This window comes from Citreicoccus inhibens, from assembly GCF_019039035.1.
Taxonomy (GTDB): Bacteria; Myxococcota; Myxococcia; order Myxococcales; family Myxococcaceae; genus Citreicoccus; species Citreicoccus inhibens.
Genome location: NZ_JAHNZT010000001.1, coordinates 18,792 through 36,231, shown reverse-complemented (window position 1 = coordinate 36,231; position 17,440 = coordinate 18,792). Strand labels below are relative to the sequence as shown.

Here is a 17,440-nt window from a genome sequence, read left to right as displayed (position 1 = left end):
CTCCTCAGACGAGCCCGTAGCGCTTGCGCTTGCGCTGAAGGGTGGTGGCGTCGATGCCCAGGACCCGCGCCGCGGCCTCCAGCGTGGGGACCTGCGCGATGATGGAGGCGATGTGCTCGCGCTCGAGCTCGTCGAGGCTCACCTTGTCCCCCACGCGCACGCGCGCCCCTCCGCCGCTCGCACGCGAGGCGACGAGCCCCAGGTCCCCGGGCCCCAGGGGGGCAGAGGCGCCGAGGATGGCGGCGCGCTCCACCGCGTTGCGCAGCTCGCGCAGGTTTCCCGGCCACGGGTGGCTCGCGATGGCCGCCTCGGCCTCCGGTGAGAACGCGAGCCCCGGCCGGCGCTGCTGCCGCGCGAAGAACGCCAGGTAGTGGCGCGCGAGCGGCACGACGTCCTCGGGGCGCTCGCGCAGGGCCGGCAGCGTGAGCATCAGCACGTTGATGCGATAGAGGAGGTCTTCCCGGAACCTCCCCGTGCGCGCCTCCTCCTCCAGCGGGCGATGCGTCGCGGCGAGGATGCGGACATGGGCCCTGCGCTCGCGCGCCTCGCCGAGCCGCTCATAGGTCCGGTCATTGAGGAAGCGCAGCAGGCGGGCCTGGGCGTCCGGCGACAGGTCGCCAATTTCATCCAGGAAGAGGGTGCCCCCTTCCGCCTCCTGCACCTTGCCCGCCACATCCGAGACGGCCCCCGTGAAGGCGCCGCGCCGGTGGCCGAACAGCACGCTGCTCATCAAGTCATTGGAGAGCGCCGGACAGTTCACGCTCACGAAGGGCGCCCCCGCGCGGGGGCTGTGCTCGTGAATCCAGCGGGCGAACACGTTCTTGCCCGTGCCGCTCTCCCCGCGAAGCAGGACCACCGAGTCCGCGGACGCCGCGCGCGCGGCGGTCTCCATGAAGCCGTGGAAGGGCGCGCTCTGCGAGGAGAAGACATGCCCGACGTCGCTGTCATCGAGCTGTTGCTCCAGCTCGACCACGCGCCGTCGCAGGCGCTGCGTGCGCAGCAGGCGGTCCGCCGCGAGCCGCACCTGCTCCGGCGTGAAGGGCTTGGGCAGGTAGTCCGCCGCGCCGCGCTTCATCGCCTCCACCGCGCTCTCGAAGGTCGCGAACGCGGTGATGACCACGATCCCCGCGTCGGGCTGCCGGCGCAGCAACTCGGGGAGCACGTCGAGCCCGGACTCGGCGCCCAGCCACAGGTCGAGGAAGATGACGTCGAACCGCCCTCGCTCCATCGCTTCGAGCGCGGCGCCGGTGGTGCCGACCCCGAGCACCCGCCCGCCCGCTGCCTCGAGGCACAGCCGGAGGGACTGACGGACACCCGTGTCGTCGTCCACCACCAGCGCGGTCCAGGGAACATCGTGTCGCTCGGGAGGGGACATGGGCGGCCAGCCTAGCGTGGGGGGACAGGCGTCAGAAGCAACGCGGAGGACGAGGCCTGGGCGGGCCTCGTGATTCTCGCAAGCCCTGCGCCAGCGGGACACGGCCCGCGCCGCCACCCGTGAGGCGTCGACGCGCGGCAGACCTCGGCCCCGGGTCGAGCCTGCATTTTGCCGGCTCCGGCGCGGCGCGAATGCGGCGGAATGCCTGGACGCGCGGAGGCCGCACCCAAGGGGAGGCGCTGGCACGTGCATCGCAAGGCGGGGCGGCGTGAGTCGCTCTTCGTCCAACACCTTCGGCGAGTCGAACGCCGCGCTCGAGTCGAGCCGGGCTCCGGGCTGGGTGGATCTGCTCATCGTCGCGGGCCTGGTGGGGGCCTTGTACGGTCTGACGCGGACCGTTCAGGAGTGGACGGGCGCGCTGCGTCCGACGGTGGACATCGACCTGTCCCCCACGGCCCTGCCTCGCTACGCCTTCTTCTCGCTGTGCCGGGGGCTCATCGCCTACGTCTTCTCGCTGGGGTTCACCCTCGCGTATGGCTACTGGGCCGCGAAGGACGCGCGGGCCGAGCGCGTGCTGTTGCCGCTGCTCGACATCCTCCAAAGCATCCCCGTGCTCGGCTTCATGCCGGGGCTCGTGCTGGCCCTCGTCGCCGCCTTTCCTCGGAGCAACGTGGGGCTGGAGCTTGCCGCGGTGGTGATGATCTTCACCGGGCAGGCGTGGAACATGACGTTCAGCTACTACCACTCGCTGCGCTCGGTGCCGCAGGAGCAGCGCGAGGCCGCCACCGTCTATCGCTTCAATGGCTGGCAACGCCTGCGCTGGGTGGAGCTGCCCTTCGCGACCATCGGCCTCGTGTGGAACAGCATGATGAGCATGGCGGGGGGCTGGTTCTTCCTGATGATCAACGAGGCCTTCGTCCTGGGGGACCGGGATTTCCGCCTGCCTGGGCTGGGCTCGTACATGAGCGTGGCCGTCGCGCGCGGGGACTCGGCGGCCATGGCGTGGGCGGTCCTCGCCATGACCGCGATGATTGTCTTGTTGGATCAACTCCTCTGGCGCCCGGTGGTCGTCTGGGCGCAGAAGTTTCGCACGGAGGAGGGCGGCGAGGTGGCCCAGATGGGCTCCTGGTTCCTCACCCTCTTGCGCCGCTCGACGCTGGTCGCGGCGCTGAAGCAGGCCGGGCGGCGGCGCGCGCAGGACTCCGCTCCCGCGCGCCCGAGCGTGATGCTCCGGGCCGGCCGGCGGTTGTCTCCCCGCCTGCCGAGGCAAGTGTCCCACGTGCTGCTCGTCGTCCTCGTGCTCGCTCTCCTCGTGGGAGCGGGGCGCCTGATGCTCATCCTCCGGGATGTCCCGCTGGCGCATTGGGGGGACACGTTGGGCAAGGCGCTGCTCACGCTGGGCCGCGTGCTGCTGGCCACCTGCCTGGGGACGGTGTGGGCGGTGCCCGCGGGGCTGGCCATTGGCCTGTCACCGAGACTGTCTCGGCTGCTCCAGCCCGTGATTCAGGTGGTGGCGTCCTTCCCAGCGCCCATGCTCTTCCCCATGGTCATCGCGGCCCTCACGGTGCTGGGCGTGGGCCTGGGGTGGGGGAGCATGTGGCTCATGCTGCTGGGGACCCAGTGGTACATCCTGTTCAACGTCGTGGCGGGCGCGACGGCCATTCCCGCGGACCTGCGCGAGATGGCGGCGAGCTACCGGCTCGGCGTCTGGCGCCGCTTCTGGAGCCTCTATCTGCCCGCGGTCTTCCCGTACCTGGTGACGGGCTGGGTGACGGCCGCCGGCGGCGCGTGGAACGCGAGCATCGTGTCCGAGTACGTGACCTTCCGAGGGCACGTCCTCACGGCCCCGGGGCTGGGTTCACAAATCAGCGAAGCCGCGGCGTCCGCGAACTTCCCCCTGCTGAGCGCGAGTGTCGTGGTCATGTCTGTGATGGTCGTGACCTTCAACCGCCTGGTGTGGAGACGCCTCCATCGCCTGGCCGAGACGCGCTTCTCCCTGAGCAAATGAGCATCGATCGCGTCATCGCCGCCCAACCCCTGGATGCGCAGGTCGCATCCGCCTCTGTCCCCCTGTGCGAGCTGCGCGGGGTGAGCCACTCCTTCGCCCAGCCGCATGGGGCGCCGCTCCTCGTCCTGGAGGACGTCTCGTTGCAGGTCCACCCCAACGAGGTGGTGTGTCTGCTCGGGCCGTCCGGGTGTGGCAAGTCCACGGTCCTGCGCATCCTCGCGGGGCTGGTGCGGCCCACGCGTGGAGAGGTGCTGTACCGCGGACGTCCCCTCCAGGGCCTCAACCCGGGGGTGGCCATCGTCTTCCAGTCCTTCGCCCTCTACCCGTGGATGACGGTCGCGCAGAACGTGGAGGTCGTGCTCAAGGCGGCGGGGCTCGGGCGCGAGGAGATCTCCGCGCGCGCCTCGCAGGCCATCCGCAAGGTGGGGCTGGAGGGATTCGAGCGGGCCTATCCGCGCGAGCTGTCGGGCGGGATGAAGCAGCGCGTGGGCATGGCGCGCGCGTTCTCGCTCAACCCCGAGCTGCTCTTCATGGATGAGCCCTTCAGCCAGGTGGACGCGCTGACCGCCGAGAGCCTCCGCGCCGAGGTGCTCGACATCTGGGCCGCCAAGGACAAGCAGGCCTCGTCCATCCTCATGGTCAGCCACGACATCAAGGAAGTCGTCTACATGGCCGACCGCATCGTGGTGCTCGGCGCGCACCCGGGCGTGGTGCGCACCGTGGTGGAGAACCGGCTGCCGCGTCCTCGGGACTACCGCTCACCCGAGCTGCTTCAGATGGTGGACCGCCTGCACGACATCATCACGGGCCACGAGCTGCCGGATACGGTGGAGCCAGCTGCTTCGGTGTCCACGCCCGTGACGCCGGTGGAGCCGCTGCCGGATGCGTCCGGCGGAGAGCTCGTGGGCCTGCTGGAGTACCTGGACGCGCGCGGCGGACGCGAGGAGCTGTTCCGCATCGCGGCGGACACGGACCAGGAGTTCGGCAAGGTCATCAACGTGGTGAAGGCCGCGGAGATGCTCGACTTCGTGGACACGCCCAAGCGCCAGGTGGTGCTGTCTCCCTGCGGCGTCCGCTTTCTCAAGGGGGATGCCACGGAGCGCAAGCGCTTGTGGCGCGAGCAGCTCCTGCAACTGGGCCTCTTCCGCAAGGTGTGGACCGCGCTGGAGCAGCAGCCGCGAAAGGAGCTGAGCCGCGAGCTCGTCCTGGACCTCATCGTCCTGAGCATGCCGTCCGAGGACTACGAGCGCATCTTCGACACCCTCGCCCGGTGGGCCCGGTTCGGGGAGCTGTTCACCTACGACGAGAACCGGGGTGTCCTCCAGGAGTCGGAGTAGCCCCGGCCTCATGGGCCGCGGTGCTCAGCGCTCGCAGCGCAGGGCGACCGCGTGGGGATTGTCCAGGTAGTCCTGCCAGAACGCCTGTCCCCGTGCGCGCACTCCGGCGGGGGAACACTCGGGGCGCGTCCAGGTGAAGGCGTGGAAGCCCGCCTCGCGCAACACCCGCTCATGCGTCGCGCGGCTCCAATAGGAGAAGTGGATGGTGAAGGGCGTCTTCGTGTGCAGCACCGCGCGGATGGGGTGTCCGTCCCGCGGCTCCAGGGGGAAGTCCAGCATCGTGATGCCATAGCGCGTGCTGTTGGGGCCCCGCGCGCTGAACTCGGGGTTGAAGGCATACGTGACGAAGCTGCCCCCGGGCTTCAGGTGCGCATGGATGTTCCGGCACATGCGCAGCATGTGCTCGGGCGAGTTCGCGTAGTGCAAGAGATAGACGGCCGTCACGCGGTCGAAGCGGCCCAGGGGCGCCATGTCCGCCACGTCGGCCACGTGGTACTCGAGGCCCGCCGGCTCGGCCTCCTCGGCGCGCTGCGCGCCGCGAATCATCTCCTCGGAGATGTCCACGCCCACCACGCGGTTCGCCCCGCGCGCCTTGAGCTGCCGCGTGTAGAGGCCATCTCCACACGCGAGGTCGAGGACGTCCAGGCCCTTCACGGAGCCGAGCGCGTTGAAGAAGGTGTGTCCTTCGAGGACGTCCGAGCGCACCGGCAAGACATCCCAGTCCGCGACCTTCTCCCCAATCTGGTCATATTGCGCCGACATCTCTCACGCCCCTTCCAGGTGAGGCCCGGCGCGCGCTCGCACGGGTCGCGCGTCAGGCGAAGTGAGAAGGCATACCGCACCCCTCCGCACCTGACGTGTCCGATGCTCGGGCAGTGGAGGCTCGACAGGTGTCGCTAGCGACCGCTCACGGGGGGGCGGAAGGGCGTCCAACTCGCCCAACCGAGACACCTTGCGCGTCCCTGGGATGGGGATGACGTTGGGCGCTTGGTGGAGCAGCCACGCCAGGGCCGTCTGCCCCGCGGTCGCCTCGTGCCGTCGAGCGACCTCTTTCACCCGGTCCACCCAGGCGCGGTTGGCGCGCATGGTCGCCTCGTCCTGGAAGTGGGGGAGGTTGCGGCGCCAGTCATCGGCGTCGAGGTCCGAGGGCTTCTCGATGCGGCCCGTGAGGAGGCCGTGGCCCAAGGGCGAGGAGGTGAGGAAGGCGATGCCCAGCTCCTGGCACCGGCGCATGACGTCGAGGCTGCCCCGCGTCCACAGGGACAGCTCGTTCTGCACGGAGGCGACAGGGAAGATGCGGTGCGCGCGCTCCAGCTCTTCCACGGTGACTTCGGAGAGGCCGAGGGCCTTGGCCTTTCCCGCCCGGACGTCGTCCGCCATGGCGGCCCAGCTCTCCTCCAGCGGCACCTTCGGGTCGATGCGATGCAATTGGTAGAGGTCCGCCGCGCGGTGTTGCTCAGGACCTCGTCACTTCCCTGTCCGAGCGCGCGCGTCACTTCCATCCCATGGCAGCGCGAGCTCGGTCATCCAGGAGGTGCCGTCGGCGGTCCCCACGCGCAGAGAGGTCTCTCTCAGCGGGAGTGACGGGGCGCGGTCCTTCGCGTGAAGGTGGGCAAACAGTCGCGCCCAGGAGGGGCCGACGGACTCGGGCGGCCCGGTGTGGACGAGCGTCGCGGCCTGGACCTCGGGCAGCTCCTCAACGTGGAGGCCCTCCGGCGTGGCGCCTGGAATCAGGGGGACGCACCACGACAGGTCCGCGTCGTCCTCGCGGTACTCCGCCTCGTGCAGGAGGCAGGCCGGGACCGCCATGCACGACGACGACGTCGCGGCCCTCACCCACGACTTCAGGGTGGAGCCGCACGTCCGAGGTCACCTGCCAGAAGGGCGCATCCGCCTGTTGTCCCGGAGGCACGTCGAGCGATTCGCCCCGAGCGATGAGTCGCTGCTCCACCGTGCCGGGGGCGAACATCGCGCGCCCCATCCACCACCCCCCGAGGCCCGCGGCGATGAGCGCCAGCAGGGGGAGGGTTCCCAAGACCGCGGCCATGCGTTTTCTCCACGTCGTGTTGCGGGATGACATGGGCGGACGTTGGCGGTCTCCCCCAGGGACAGCGTCAAGCGGGGGAGCGCGCTGGCCCGATTGCGCGGGGAAGGCGAGGCGCGGACGTGTGGCGGTCCGACCTCACGGGTTGCTGGGGCGAGGTCAGGTTCTGGGACCTTGCGCAAGGCAGGGGCTGTTCTTATGTTCAGTCCCATGCCTGGGCTCAGCTCGATTCAGCTCGATGCGGCGCATGAGGTCCTGGTGGGAGCGCTGCCGCGCGAGCTGGTGCCGGACGCCGCGGGATTCGAGGCCCTGTGGGCGCTGCATCCCGCCGAGTTCCATGAGATCAAGATTCACGGCCGGCAGGTGCGCACGCCGCGGTGGCAGCAGGCCTACGGCGCGGACTACCACTACACCGGCCGAGTCAACCGAGCGTTGCCCCTGGTTCCGCCGATGGACGCGTGGCTGGCGTGGGCGCGCGAGGGCTTTGACGCACGCCTCAACGGGCTCCTCTTGAATTGGTACGACGGTACGGTGGGCCACTACATCGGCAAGCACCGCGACAGCGACGTCCACCGCATCGACGGGACGCCCATCGTGACGCTCTCCTTTGGGGAGCAGCGCTCGTTTCGGATGAGGCCGTGGCGGGGCGAGGGCTTCATCGATGTCCCCGCGGTGCACGGCGGCGTCATCGTGGTGCCGTGGTCGACGAACCGCGCCTTCACGCACGAGGTCCCGCCGTCCGCACTCGCTCGCGGTCGGCGGGTCTCGGTGACGCTGCGCGCGTTCAGCGCCTGAGGTCCTGTGGTTGGTGGCGTTGTCGCCCGCGCGGGTTACGGCGCGGCGGCCTTCGCGCCAGCCGTGGGGGGCGCGAAAGAGGGCACGGCGAAGCTGGGCAGCGGCAACGTCACTTCGTGCGGGAGGCCGGCCATCTTGCCGGTCTTGAGGAACTCATAGACCGCGCGCTTCGCGGCGGGTTCACCTCGGAGCAGATAGAACGTGCCGTCATGGCCACCGCGGTGCACGAGGATGGCGTGGCCATGGGGGAAGTACGGCAACAGGCCCAGGGTGTTGTCGATGGGCGTCGAGGTGTCCCAATCCCCATGGACGAACACGACGGGAATCGAGGTGGGGATGGGCTTGCGCAGCGTGTCACCCACATCGCGGGTGGGCCAGTCGGGCGCCGAGGCGATGTTCGATTCGAAGTTCCAGGTCCCCATCAGCTCGATCGCGGGGTCGGTTCGCAGCAGGTGCTCGCGCTCGGCGGTGACTCCGAGGCTGCTGTCAATCAACGGGCCAATGAGCTTGGTCGTGCCGGCGGACCGCTCGGCGATGACCTCGCGCGCCCAGTCTTCGTAATGCCCGTGGTAGAGCGCGAGGAGGAAGGCCGGCCACTGCTCGCCTTCTTGTGTATGTGAATTCAGGGCGAGCTGGAGGTCCTCGGCGCCGAGGACGACGGTCTGGGTTTGTCCCGCGGGGTCGCGAACCTGGACGCGCATGGGTCCCTCGGCGAAGCGGTGGTGCAAGGCGCGCACGACCTCCATCATCCCTCCCTTGGGCAGGTACGGGGCGAGGCCGGGGTCGCGGTCGGCGTCGAAGGCGATGCGCTGGAGCGACGCGAAGACGTGCGAGGGCATGTCGTAGCCATTGTTCAGCGGCTCCACGCCCGACAGCACCGCGCGCGCGACAATCTCCGGGTGGAGTCGCATGACGGCGAGGCTCCATTGAGAGCCGAAGCTGCCACCGAACAGGCTGATCTTCGGATAGCCGAGCGCGCGTCGCACGGCGTCCACGTCGGCGGCGAACTCGATGACGTCGTAGCCGGACAGGTCCTTGTCTGGGTTCTCCGCGACAGCCCGCCTGGCCAGGGCGCGCATGGCCTCGGCATCGGCCTGGACGGAGGCGGGGCGCTCCAGGGGGCTGGCGTCGCTGGGGGATTCGAGCATCTCGCCCCGCCGCGTGAATCCTCGCTGCTCGACGACGACCAGGTCGCCCACGGCGCCGAAGGTCAGCCAGGAGCGCAGTCGGCTCTTGCCGGACGCGTCATTGTCGATGAGTGAGCCGAGGACGCTCAGGCCCGGGCCGCCCGGGAGCCAGAACACCGGCGGGGCTCCGGTGGGCCGAGGCGCCTTGATGCGAGCGAACCCCACGCTGATGAGGCGGCTCTGCGGCTTCTGCCGGTTCTCGGGCACATAGAGGGTGCCCAGCTCATAGGCCACGCGGGTCCCGGGTTCGAGCTCGACGGTGGCGCGCTCGATGACCACGTCGCCCGGCTTGTGCTGGGCCCAGCTGCGAGCGGGCACCGCGAGCAGGAGGCACCCCAAGGCACACCACGGCCACGACGACATCAGCGAGCGCACGCGCATAGGTTGGCTCAGTCCCGGAGATGGCACATCGCTACAGGCTGCCGGCGGAAGAAATCGCGAGCCCCGAGATTATTCCGAACCTACTGGGGCCACGCGAGCAGCGCGCGTGAAGTGACGCAGAGCCCTGAGCCGATGGCTCCAACGCTTCGTGTGTTGCTCCGAGGTGGAACGGGTCAGAGCAACTGGCGCGCGCGTGCGCCAGGAACACTCAGCTGGATGAGGGGCATGTGCGCGCTGTCGCCGTGCCCGTTGCCCTGGCTCCATTGGGGCTCGCCGGAGGCCGCCGCGAGGGCCACGAGCACGTCGTTGTAGGCCACGATGACCTGGCCGCCCTCCACGAGCATGGAGGCGCCGGCGAACACCGGGATGTGGCTGCCCTCGATGCGCTGGGCCCACCGCTGTCGTCCGCTCGAGGCGTCGAGCGCGTACACCTCGACAAAGACCCGCTTCGTCCAGGTCCCCTCGGAGGCACCCGCGAGTACGAACACCGCGTCGTCGTGCACCTCGGCAAGTGTCGGACGCGGACGCGCTCCGGGGACGGATTGGCTCGGCACGGTGAACGCCCACCGCCGGGCGCCGTCGGTGCGGTCGTGGGCCACGACCCATCCATTGAACGCCGTGATGAGCAGGGGACTCGCAGGTGCAGGTGCGTGCATGGTCCGGTGAGTGAACTATCCCGGCGCCTGCGATGGAAGGACCGCGCGAACACGGGCCCTCCTGGGGAAAGGAGAGCCCGTGTCGGGCGCCGTGGATGAGGCGCCGTGCTTCGCTGCGTGCTGCTACGGGCCCTGGTTCGGGGCGAACATCGGGCGGACCTCCGATTCACCCTCGAAGCCCGGCCAGTGCTTGCGGTGCAGCTCCATGAACTCGACCGAGACGCGGACGGCCTCTTCCTTGGTCTTGCACTCGAGGATGGCCCATCCGCCGATGATCTCCTTGCTCTCGGTGAAGGGACCGTCGGTCACGGTCAACTGGCCGTTGGCGAGCCGCACGCGCAGCCCCTCCTTGCTCGGCAAGAGTCCACCCGTGTCCACGAGGGTCCCATCCTGGAACGACTGGGTGATGTACTTGCCCATCGCCTCCATCAAGGCGGGGGGCGGGGTCACATTGTTCTTCTCGGCGCTGCGGATGAAGGTCAGGAAACGCATGGGGCTCCTTGGGTTCTGCCCAGGCAACGAATGAGCCCACCGCGGATCGACACGCCATTTAATTTTTCTTTCGCGACACCGGCGACAACTTCCCGGCCCAGAAGAACGCGGACGCACGGCCTGTCGTGGATGGCGCCATGGGGACGGAGTTGGTACCTTGGCCGTCCCCCGCGCCACGCGCCTCCCCACGGAGAGTCCGCCTGCGACGTCGCGGTGCTGTCGCGCCCGCTGCGACCGGCGGGCTCATCGACGCGAATGGAGTTGAGTCGGTCGGGTCGTGCAGCACCCTCAACTGGCACGTCGCCGTCACGCTCCCTCGCAACCCGGGGCAGCAGCCCATCGCCTTCTTCATCCTGGCGAAATGAAAAAGCCCCTGCTCCAAAGGAGGGCAGGGGCTTCCGAGGCGCGGCCTGGTGCGAGCGCGCTCAGTTGATGGGCATGAAGACCTTGAATCCCGTGCGACCGTTGTTGGTCGTGTTGCGCTCGATGAAGTCGCTCGCGGACGAGTGCCCGTCGCCCAGCGTGACCGCCGTGTGGCCGTAGATGCTGCCCAGCCGCGAGGACGTGCTCTCCCACGTGAGGATGAGGCCCGGCGTCTTCAGCGCCTCTTCCAGAGACATGTTGACCTGCTTGAACTTGTCGCGCGGCAGGTTGTTGTCAATCTGGTTGCCATTGCCCGACACGCTGATGCCCAGCGCGTTGCGCAGCGAGCGGCTCACGCCCGTGGCGCACAATCCCTGGCTGTTGTAGCCACCCATGCCCATCGCGGTCGAGCGCGCCGCGTCCGCCAGCCGGCGCATCGAAGCGCTCGCGTTGCTGGGGCCTGCGGCCGTCGGGCCGCCCACGTCCTGCCCACCGCCCGTCGGACGCACGCCATTGCGCGTCCCGTGCTTGCCCCCGCCCGCGTCGAAGCTATCGCGGCTCGAATGCCCGACGCGCAGCGTGGCGCCGGCATAGATGAGATCGGGGTTCTTGATGTGGTTGTCGCGGGCCAGCTTCGCCACGGTCGTGCCGAAGCGGGCAGCCAGACCAGAGAGGGTATCGCCAGGGCGGATGCGGTAGTTTGACATGGTAGCTCCTGCCCCAATTCTCGGACCTTCCTATTTTGGGTTGCGCATTCCTTCCAAGTTTCTAGGAATGTTTGCAAAACTGTAAGAATTCACTCTCAGGTGAATGCAGTGGCGCCATGCGTGGAGTCCTGACGCGACGCATTGCAATGCCTCGCGTCAGGAAGAGCGCGGGGGCGCCCAGAGCGCGCTGTGGGGCTCGGGTGCGTGAGGGGATTCCTCGGCGGTGTAGAAGTAGGCCGCGACCGCGGCGCGTCCCCGTCCCTCGGGGCACTCCAGGGGCGAGGGGTGGCCGTGCCAGAAGTCGTCACCGTGGGCCATGACGACCAGGCGATCGAGCAGGGGAGCAATCCGAGCCTCGCAGCGCGACAGGTCCGCGCTCCACAGCTCCAGGTCACCGCCCCAGGCGGCCTCCCACCCAGGGTTCAGGTAGTACAGGACGGTGAGGCGCCGCGTGAGCGCGCGGAAGCGGTCGCGATTGAAGTCGGCGTGCAGCGCCAGATGGCCGCCCTTGAGCGTGAGGTGCAGCCCGGCCCCGCGGAAGTGGGGATCCGCGATGAGGCCTTGAACGCCCGTGAGCGTCTCCAGGAAGTCGATGAACGACATGCTGGAGAGCTCGGAGAGCAGGTGTCGGAGCACTCCGGGCACGTCCTCGAAGGCCTTGCGCTGAAGCTGTCCCAGGCGCGCCGCCTGTTCGACATGGTCCCGGCGCTTCCAGCTCGCCTCGGTGGCGCCGGGGAAACGCTCGGCCAGCTCGGTGGCGAGGGGCTGGCCCAGGAACCCATCGATGACGACGTGAGGGTAGGGCTTCGCCGGGCCGTAGCGGTCGCGATGCGCGAGCGCGAGGGCTCGCAGGGCCGTGCGGCTGAGAAAGAAGCTGGGGCCCCGCAGGGGGCCTTCTTCGAGAGTCGCGGCGCTCACCCTTCCTCCTCCGAGGCTGCTGGTCGCGGACGGCGACATAGCACCTGTCCGCCACCCGGGGGCGCGCGGGCTCGACCTGGGAGGCTGTGACTCGGTGTCGCTGGCGTCAGTCCGCTGTTAGAAGCCCGGGGATGCGAATCGCTGTCTCCGGCACGCATCGCGTGGGGAAGAGCACCCTCGTCGATGAGCTGTCCGAGCTTCTTCCCACCCACGTCTCGGTGGAGGAGCCGTATGCCCAGATGGAGGAAGAGGGCTACGCGTTCGCGTTGCCACCGACCGTCGAGGACTTCGAGGCGCAGCTCGCGCGGTCCTTGAATGACGTGGCGGAGGCCGGACCCGACGTGGTGTTCGATCGGTGTCCGGTGGACTTCCTCGGCTACGCGCTGGCCCATGAAGACGCGGACGCCTTCGCGCTGGAGTCGTGGCTCCCTCGTGTGCGCGAGGCCCTCCAGACGCTCGACCTGGTCGTACTCGTGGGCATCGAGGCGCCGGATCGAATCCGCCTGCCGGCCTCGGAGAAGGCGCCGCGCCGCGCGGTGGACGAGAAGATGAAGGAGCTTCTCCTGGAGGACCCTTACGGGTTCGGCGTGGAGGTGCTCGAAGTGGAGGGCGCTCCAATGGAGCGAGCGAAGCAAGTGCTCGCGCACCTCGGGACGCGGCGCTCGCTCAACGCTCCTTCCACCACCAGGCGTTGACGGGGCTGCATTCGAGCAGCGCTTCCGAGGGCCGCGAGTCGTAGGCGAGCGGCGTGGCGGCGGTCACGATGCCGCGACCAGCTCCTCGCCGATGGCGCGCAGATGCGCCAGCAGGCCGCGCGTCTCTTTCTCCGTGGTGCGGTGATTGACCAGACACGCGCGGAGGGCGGTGCGGCCGCTCAGCTTCGTTCCCGTCAGGAAGAAGACCCCGCGCCGCTCGCATTCCTCCAGGATGCGGTCGTTCAGCAAATCCAAGGCCTCGTCGCTGAGCGCGGGGCCCTGGGCCGGGACGTAGCGGAAGCACGCGATGGAGAGGGGGACGGGCGCCATCAGCTCGAAGTCCCGCGCGTGGGAAATCTCCTCGCCGAGCTGCTGCATGAGCCGCACGTTCCCTTCGATGACCGACTGGAGCGCGTGGCTGCCGTAGACCTGGAGCTGCATCCAGACCTTCAGGGCCCGGAAGCTGCGCGACAACTGGAACGTGTGCCCCATCCAGTCCCAGCGCTCCGCGCTGTCGCTGCGGGCCTTCAGATAGGGCGTGTCATAGCCGAACGCGTGGCGGAGGCTCTTCCAGTCGCGCACCAGGGCGCAGCCTGCCTCGAACGGCACCTGGAGCCACTTGTGCGGATCCAACGCGATGGAGTCCGCGCGCTGTAGCCCGCGAAACAGCTCGCGCGTGAGGTCCACCGAGGCCGCGGCGGCCCCATAGGCACCATCGACATGGAACCAGAGACCCTGCCGCGCGGCCACGTCCGCCAGCGCGTCCAGGTCGTCCACGCTCCCCGTGTTCACCGTCCCCGCGTTGCCCACGATGCAGAACGGCCGCAGGCCCGCGCGCTGGTCCTCCAGGAGCTGTTGCTCCAGCTTCGCCACATCGACCCGGAAGCGAGAGTCGACGGGAATCTTCCGCAGGTAGCGACTCCCGATGCCGAGCATCTCCACGGACTTCATCACGCAGGAGTGCGTCTCCGCGGAGGCGTAGAGGCTCAAGGGGCGCTCGGTGCGGCACCCCTCCTCGCGTGACTCCGGCGCCTGGACATCTCGGGCGACGCGGAGGCAGTACAGGTTCGCCTCGCTGCCGCCGCTCACCAGCGCGCCGCCCGCGTCCGCGCGATAGCCGATGAACTCCGACAGCCAGCGGATGACCACGCGCTCCATCTCGGCGCCAGCCGAGGCGAGGTGCCACTTCGCGGAGTTCACATTCAGCGCCGCGCCGAGCAGCTCGGCGAGGATGCCCACCTGCGTGCCCCCCGACATCACGTACGCGAAGAACCGGGGGCTGATGTTGAGGGTGGAGTGCTCGAAGATGAAGGGGATGTCCCGAGCGAGGACCTCCTCCGGGGGGCGCCCGGACGTCGGCAAGGGCCCCGCGAACCGGTCCGCGATGCGTGCCGGTGGGCTCGCATGGGTGATGCGCCGAGCCTCCAGTCCGTCATAGAGGCCGAGCACGTGCTCACAGGCCTGCGTCAGGAGCTGGCGAAAGCGGGGAAGGTCGAGGTCGAGCGTCACGGTGCCTCCAATGGGGCTGAAGCGAGCCCCCAAGCTAGGGGCAGCTCGCGCATGGATACAGATGCAGAATCACGAATCTCATGGGGTACAGTTGTGCGCCCATGGCACTGAAGAAGTACGAGCGGCTGGCCGCCGAGCTCGAGCGGCAGATCTCCAGCAACCTCGTGAAGCCCGGGGAGCGACTGAGTTCGGTGCGCGAGCTCAGTCGCACCCGGCGGGTAGGGCTGAACACCGTGGTCCACGCGCTCTCGCTCCTCGAGGAGCGAGGGCTCATCGTGTCGAGGCCGCAGTCCGGCTTCTATGTGCTGGGGCCTCGGGTGCCCTCTGGCGTCAAGCCGCCCGCCGCGCGGCTGACGCTCCCCAAGGAGGTTCAGGTCTCCGAGCTGGTCTCCACCGTCTTCGAGTCCGTGCACCATCGCGAGGTGCTCCCGCTCGGCGCGGCGTGCCTCGATGAGGCGCTGTATCCGTGCGAGGACATCAACCGCCTGGTGCGCGGGGTGGTCCGCGAGCAGCCAGAGTTGGTGGGGCGCTATGCGCTGCCTCCTGGAGACTTCGAGTACCGCCGACAAATCTCCCGCCGGCTGGAGAAGTTCGGCACCTTCGTGGCGCCCGATGAGTTGGTCGCCACGGGGGGCGCGATGGATGCGCTGTCGCTGGCGCTCCGGGTGACTTGCTCCCCGGGCGACACGGTGCTCATCGCCTCGCCCCAGTACTTCGGAATCCTTCAAGCCCTTCAAGGACTGCGGCTCAAGGTCGTGGAGGTGCCCGCGCACCCCATCGAGGACATCCGGTTGGAGCAGGTCGAGGAGGCGCTGCGGCGCTCCCCCATCACCGCGGGAATCTTCACGCCGAACTTCAGCAACCCGCTGGGCACGCTGATGGGTGACGAAAAGAAGGCCGCGCTCGTCGAGTTGTTCGCGCGGCACGAGGTCCCCCTCATCGAAGACGACATCTACGCGGAGCTGTCGTACCAGGGACTCCAGCCTCGACCGCTGAAGGCGTTCGACACGCGGGGCGCGGTGCTGACGTGCTCCTCGTTCGCCAAGACCGTTTCTCCGGGGCTCAAGGTGGGGTGGCTCGCGCCGGGGCGCTACCTGGAGAAGGTCAAGGCGCTCCAATTGGCGTCCACGATGGGCGGCGGGCCCCTGGGGCAGCAGGTCATGGCCCGCTACCTGGCCTCGAAGGACTACGAGCGGCACCTCCGAGTGCTGCGCCTGCATTGCTCGGTGCAGGTGGAGCGCTTCTCGCGGCACGTCCTGGCGCACTTCCCCGAGGGCACGCGGACCTCTCAGCCCAAGGGCGGCTTCGTGCTCTGGGTGGAGCTGCCTCGCGGCGTGGACTCCGTGGAGTTGTACCGCCGGGCCTTGGACAGCGGCATCTCCATCTCACCCGGGACGTTGTTCTCGACCCGGGACCTCTTTCGTCACTTCATTCGCCTCAACTGCGGCAATGTCTGGAGTGAGGCGCTCGAACAGGGATTGCTCCGACTGGCGCGGCTCGCGACCCAGCTCCACAAGGCCAGCGCTCGGTAGCGACCCGGATGGGTGGTTTTGAACCTCCGAGTTGACGGGATGGCAAAGTGGGGAGTCCGATTTTTGTGTTTGGGATTGGGTCGCTATAGGGCGTGGTGTTGTCCCAACCCTGGAGGAGATGCCATGCATTGCTGGAAGGCAGTCGCGTACCTGGTCGCGCTCGGCTCGATGACCGCGTGCGGGGGAGTGGAAGCAGAGGGCGGCCTGGGCGCGCAGAAGGCCGCGCTGACGACGGGGACGTCGCTGGGATGCACCTTCACGGCGGCGGTCGTGGCGAAGCCCGGCCCATTCCCTCCCATCTACGACGTCAAGGTCACCCGTGACGCGAGCCCCACGTGTCCTTGGGGGGCGAGCACCGTGGTGGTGGGCTCCGGCACGGGGGCGGTCCCGACCGCGTGGCTGGTCGCCAACGATTTGGGCGTGGCCGTGAGCTACACGTTCCGGACGGGTGGCCCGTCGGCGCAGCAAGTGGGGCTCAAGAACCTGGCGCCGGATACCCTGGCCGTCGTTCGCTCCACGGGGCTGCGCACCAACGCGTTGAGCACGTACATCTACTCGGGGGACCTGGCCATCGCGCCGGATGGGACGACGCTGACCGTGAGCGGCACCAAGAACGCTCCGCTCGTGGGGGAGACGGGCTCGGGTAGCAACTACGTGGCCACCTTCCCGGATTTCTTCACCACCGAGACCGCGCCGTCCATCGTCGCGTTCTGACGGTGTGGGGCCGCTGCTCCCGAGGCGTCGCGGGGGCAGCGGTTCTCGCCCGTGGCGGAAGCGGGCTCAGTCCAGGCGGAGGGTGGGTGAGGCAGGGCTCGGGACCGCTGCCTCCTTGGGGGCGAAAGGGGGCCTGGGCAGCCTCGCCTCGCTGCCGGTGAGTTCGACGGTGGTGGACCTCAGCCAGCCGATGACGCGGAGGCTTTCGGCGCCTCCCGCGGGGCACGTTCGTGGATCGCTGAACATGTAGACGTTCGCGGAGTCCTCGCTGCCGTCGCGGACGTCCACGGTCGAGTTCCCGTCGTACACCAGCTGCCCTTGGCTGTTGTAGGCCTTCACATACACGAGGTGCTGTTGGGCCACGGGCATCCCGAAGAGCGCCCCATCGATGGCGTTGGCCCCGACCGTCAGGGCCTTGGGCGGAATCCTGAGCGCGGGTCCTTCCAGGGACGCTGTCGCGCTCGTGACGCCACATGGGTCCCCCTCCAACGAGACGTGTACCTTGATGGCGTTCGTGGTGACGCCCGAAGGCAGGGGCAGGGTGGCCTCTTCGCCACCGCAAGCCCCGAGCAGCGCACAGCTCGTGCTCAGTACGACGCTCCACACGACTCGCTTCATGTGTCCTCTGGCTCGAACGGAAGGTGTCTTGGCACCCGGGTGAGTGCGGCGCATAGGCGGTGGGCCCGCATTCAAGCCGTTGCCGCTCGGGAGGACAAGGCGAAGGCCC

General features: G+C 68.9%; 16 protein-coding genes and 1 pseudogene. 6 read left to right on the top strand and 11 right to left on the bottom strand.

All coding sequences use genetic code 11. From position 1 onward, the window contains the following. Positions 1-4 precede the first annotated feature (4 nt). Positions 5-1,375, bottom strand: coding sequence for a sigma-54-dependent transcriptional regulator (locus KRR26_RS00185; protein ID WP_120205491.1), 1,371 nt, complete (start codon positions 1,373-1,375; stop codon positions 5-7). Positions 1,376-1,643: 268 nt separating this feature from the next. Here KRR26_RS00185 and KRR26_RS00180 point away from each other — a divergent pair, with 268 nt between their 5' ends. Both KRR26_RS00180 and KRR26_RS00175 read left to right on the top strand, forming a co-directional pair. Next, positions 1,644-3,383, top strand: a complete 1,740-nt coding sequence (locus tag KRR26_RS00180) for an ABC transporter permease (RefSeq protein WP_120205492.1) — start codon at positions 1,644-1,646, stop codon at positions 3,381-3,383. Beyond that, a complete protein-coding gene (locus KRR26_RS00175) occupies positions 3,380-4,720 on the top strand; it encodes an ABC transporter ATP-binding protein (RefSeq protein WP_236068163.1) in 1,341 nt (446 codons plus the stop codon). Before KRR26_RS00180 ends, KRR26_RS00175 begins: the two co-directional genes overlap by 4 nt. A 24-nt stretch (positions 4,721-4,744) precedes the next feature. Here KRR26_RS00175 and KRR26_RS00170 read toward each other — a convergent pair whose 3' ends face one another. From KRR26_RS00170 to KRR26_RS00160, 3 genes and pseudogenes are all read right to left on the bottom strand, one after another. Further along, positions 4,745-5,482 (bottom strand): class I SAM-dependent methyltransferase, encoded by a 738-nt coding sequence (locus KRR26_RS00170; RefSeq protein ID WP_120205494.1) that lies wholly within the window; start codon positions 5,480-5,482, stop codon positions 4,745-4,747. 3 nt (positions 5,483-5,485) lie between these two features. Beyond that, positions 5,486-6,154: pseudogene (locus KRR26_RS00165) on the bottom strand (aldo/keto reductase); the annotation flags it as partial. Between the two features lie 33 nt (positions 6,155-6,187). After that, complete coding sequence (locus tag KRR26_RS00160) at positions 6,188-6,556, bottom strand: hypothetical protein (RefSeq protein ID WP_217078826.1); 369 nt, start codon at positions 6,554-6,556, stop codon at positions 6,188-6,190. A gap of 418 nt (positions 6,557-6,974) precedes the next feature. On the opposite strand from KRR26_RS00160, the gene KRR26_RS00155 reads away from it, so the two are divergent. Then, complete coding sequence (locus tag KRR26_RS00155; RefSeq protein ID WP_120205642.1) at positions 6,975-7,559, top strand: alpha-ketoglutarate-dependent dioxygenase AlkB; 585 nt, start codon at positions 6,975-6,977, stop codon at positions 7,557-7,559. A 35-nt stretch (positions 7,560-7,594) separates the two neighbouring features. Here the strand turns inward: KRR26_RS00155 and KRR26_RS00150 are convergent, their stop codons facing one another. From KRR26_RS00150 to KRR26_RS00130, 5 genes are all read right to left on the bottom strand, one after another. Beyond that, positions 7,595-9,127: an alpha/beta hydrolase gene (locus KRR26_RS00150; protein WP_236068162.1), complete on the bottom strand. Its 1,533-nt coding sequence runs from the start codon at positions 9,125-9,127 to the stop codon at positions 7,595-7,597. 173 nt (positions 9,128-9,300) lie between these two features. Beyond that, complete coding sequence (locus tag KRR26_RS00145) at positions 9,301-9,726, bottom strand: outer membrane protein assembly factor BamB family protein (protein ID WP_158611445.1); 426 nt, start codon at positions 9,724-9,726, stop codon at positions 9,301-9,303. Positions 9,727-9,906: 180 nt separating this feature from the next. Further along, on the bottom strand, positions 9,907-10,275 hold the full coding sequence (locus KRR26_RS00140; RefSeq protein ID WP_120205498.1) for a YciI family protein: 369 nt from the start codon (positions 10,273-10,275) through the stop codon (positions 9,907-9,909). Positions 10,276-10,700: 425 nt separating this feature from the next. Then, positions 10,701-11,345, bottom strand: coding sequence for a LysM peptidoglycan-binding domain-containing protein (locus KRR26_RS00135; RefSeq protein WP_199723752.1), 645 nt, complete (start codon positions 11,343-11,345; stop codon positions 10,701-10,703). 156 nt (positions 11,346-11,501) lie between these two features. After that, positions 11,502-12,263 (bottom strand): 2OG-Fe(II) oxygenase, encoded by a 762-nt coding sequence (locus KRR26_RS00130; RefSeq protein ID WP_120205502.1) that lies wholly within the window; start codon positions 12,261-12,263, stop codon positions 11,502-11,504. A gap of 131 nt (positions 12,264-12,394) precedes the next feature. Here KRR26_RS00130 and KRR26_RS00125 point away from each other — a divergent pair, with 131 nt between their 5' ends. Further along, complete coding sequence (locus KRR26_RS00125; RefSeq protein ID WP_217078825.1) at positions 12,395-12,958, top strand: AAA family ATPase; 564 nt, start codon at positions 12,395-12,397, stop codon at positions 12,956-12,958. Between the two features lie 63 nt (positions 12,959-13,021). On the opposite strand, the gene KRR26_RS00120 is transcribed toward KRR26_RS00125, so the two are convergent. Further along, positions 13,022-14,467 (bottom strand): pyridoxal phosphate-dependent decarboxylase family protein, encoded by a 1,446-nt coding sequence (locus tag KRR26_RS00120; protein ID WP_217078824.1) that lies wholly within the window; start codon positions 14,465-14,467, stop codon positions 13,022-13,024. Between the two features lie 101 nt (positions 14,468-14,568). Here KRR26_RS00120 and KRR26_RS00115 point away from each other — a divergent pair, with 101 nt between their 5' ends. Then, positions 14,569-15,999, top strand: a complete 1,431-nt coding sequence (locus KRR26_RS00115; RefSeq protein WP_217078823.1) for an aminotransferase-like domain-containing protein — start codon at positions 14,569-14,571, stop codon at positions 15,997-15,999. Between the two features lie 123 nt (positions 16,000-16,122). After that, positions 16,123-16,713: a hypothetical protein gene (locus KRR26_RS00110; RefSeq protein WP_120205508.1), complete on the top strand. Its 591-nt coding sequence runs from the start codon at positions 16,123-16,125 to the stop codon at positions 16,711-16,713. Positions 16,714-16,779: 66 nt separating this feature from the next. Here the strand turns inward: KRR26_RS00110 and KRR26_RS00105 are convergent, their stop codons facing one another. Continuing rightward, complete coding sequence (locus KRR26_RS00105; protein ID WP_120205510.1) at positions 16,780-17,331, bottom strand: hypothetical protein; 552 nt, start codon at positions 17,329-17,331, stop codon at positions 16,780-16,782. Positions 17,332-17,440 lie beyond the last annotated feature (109 nt).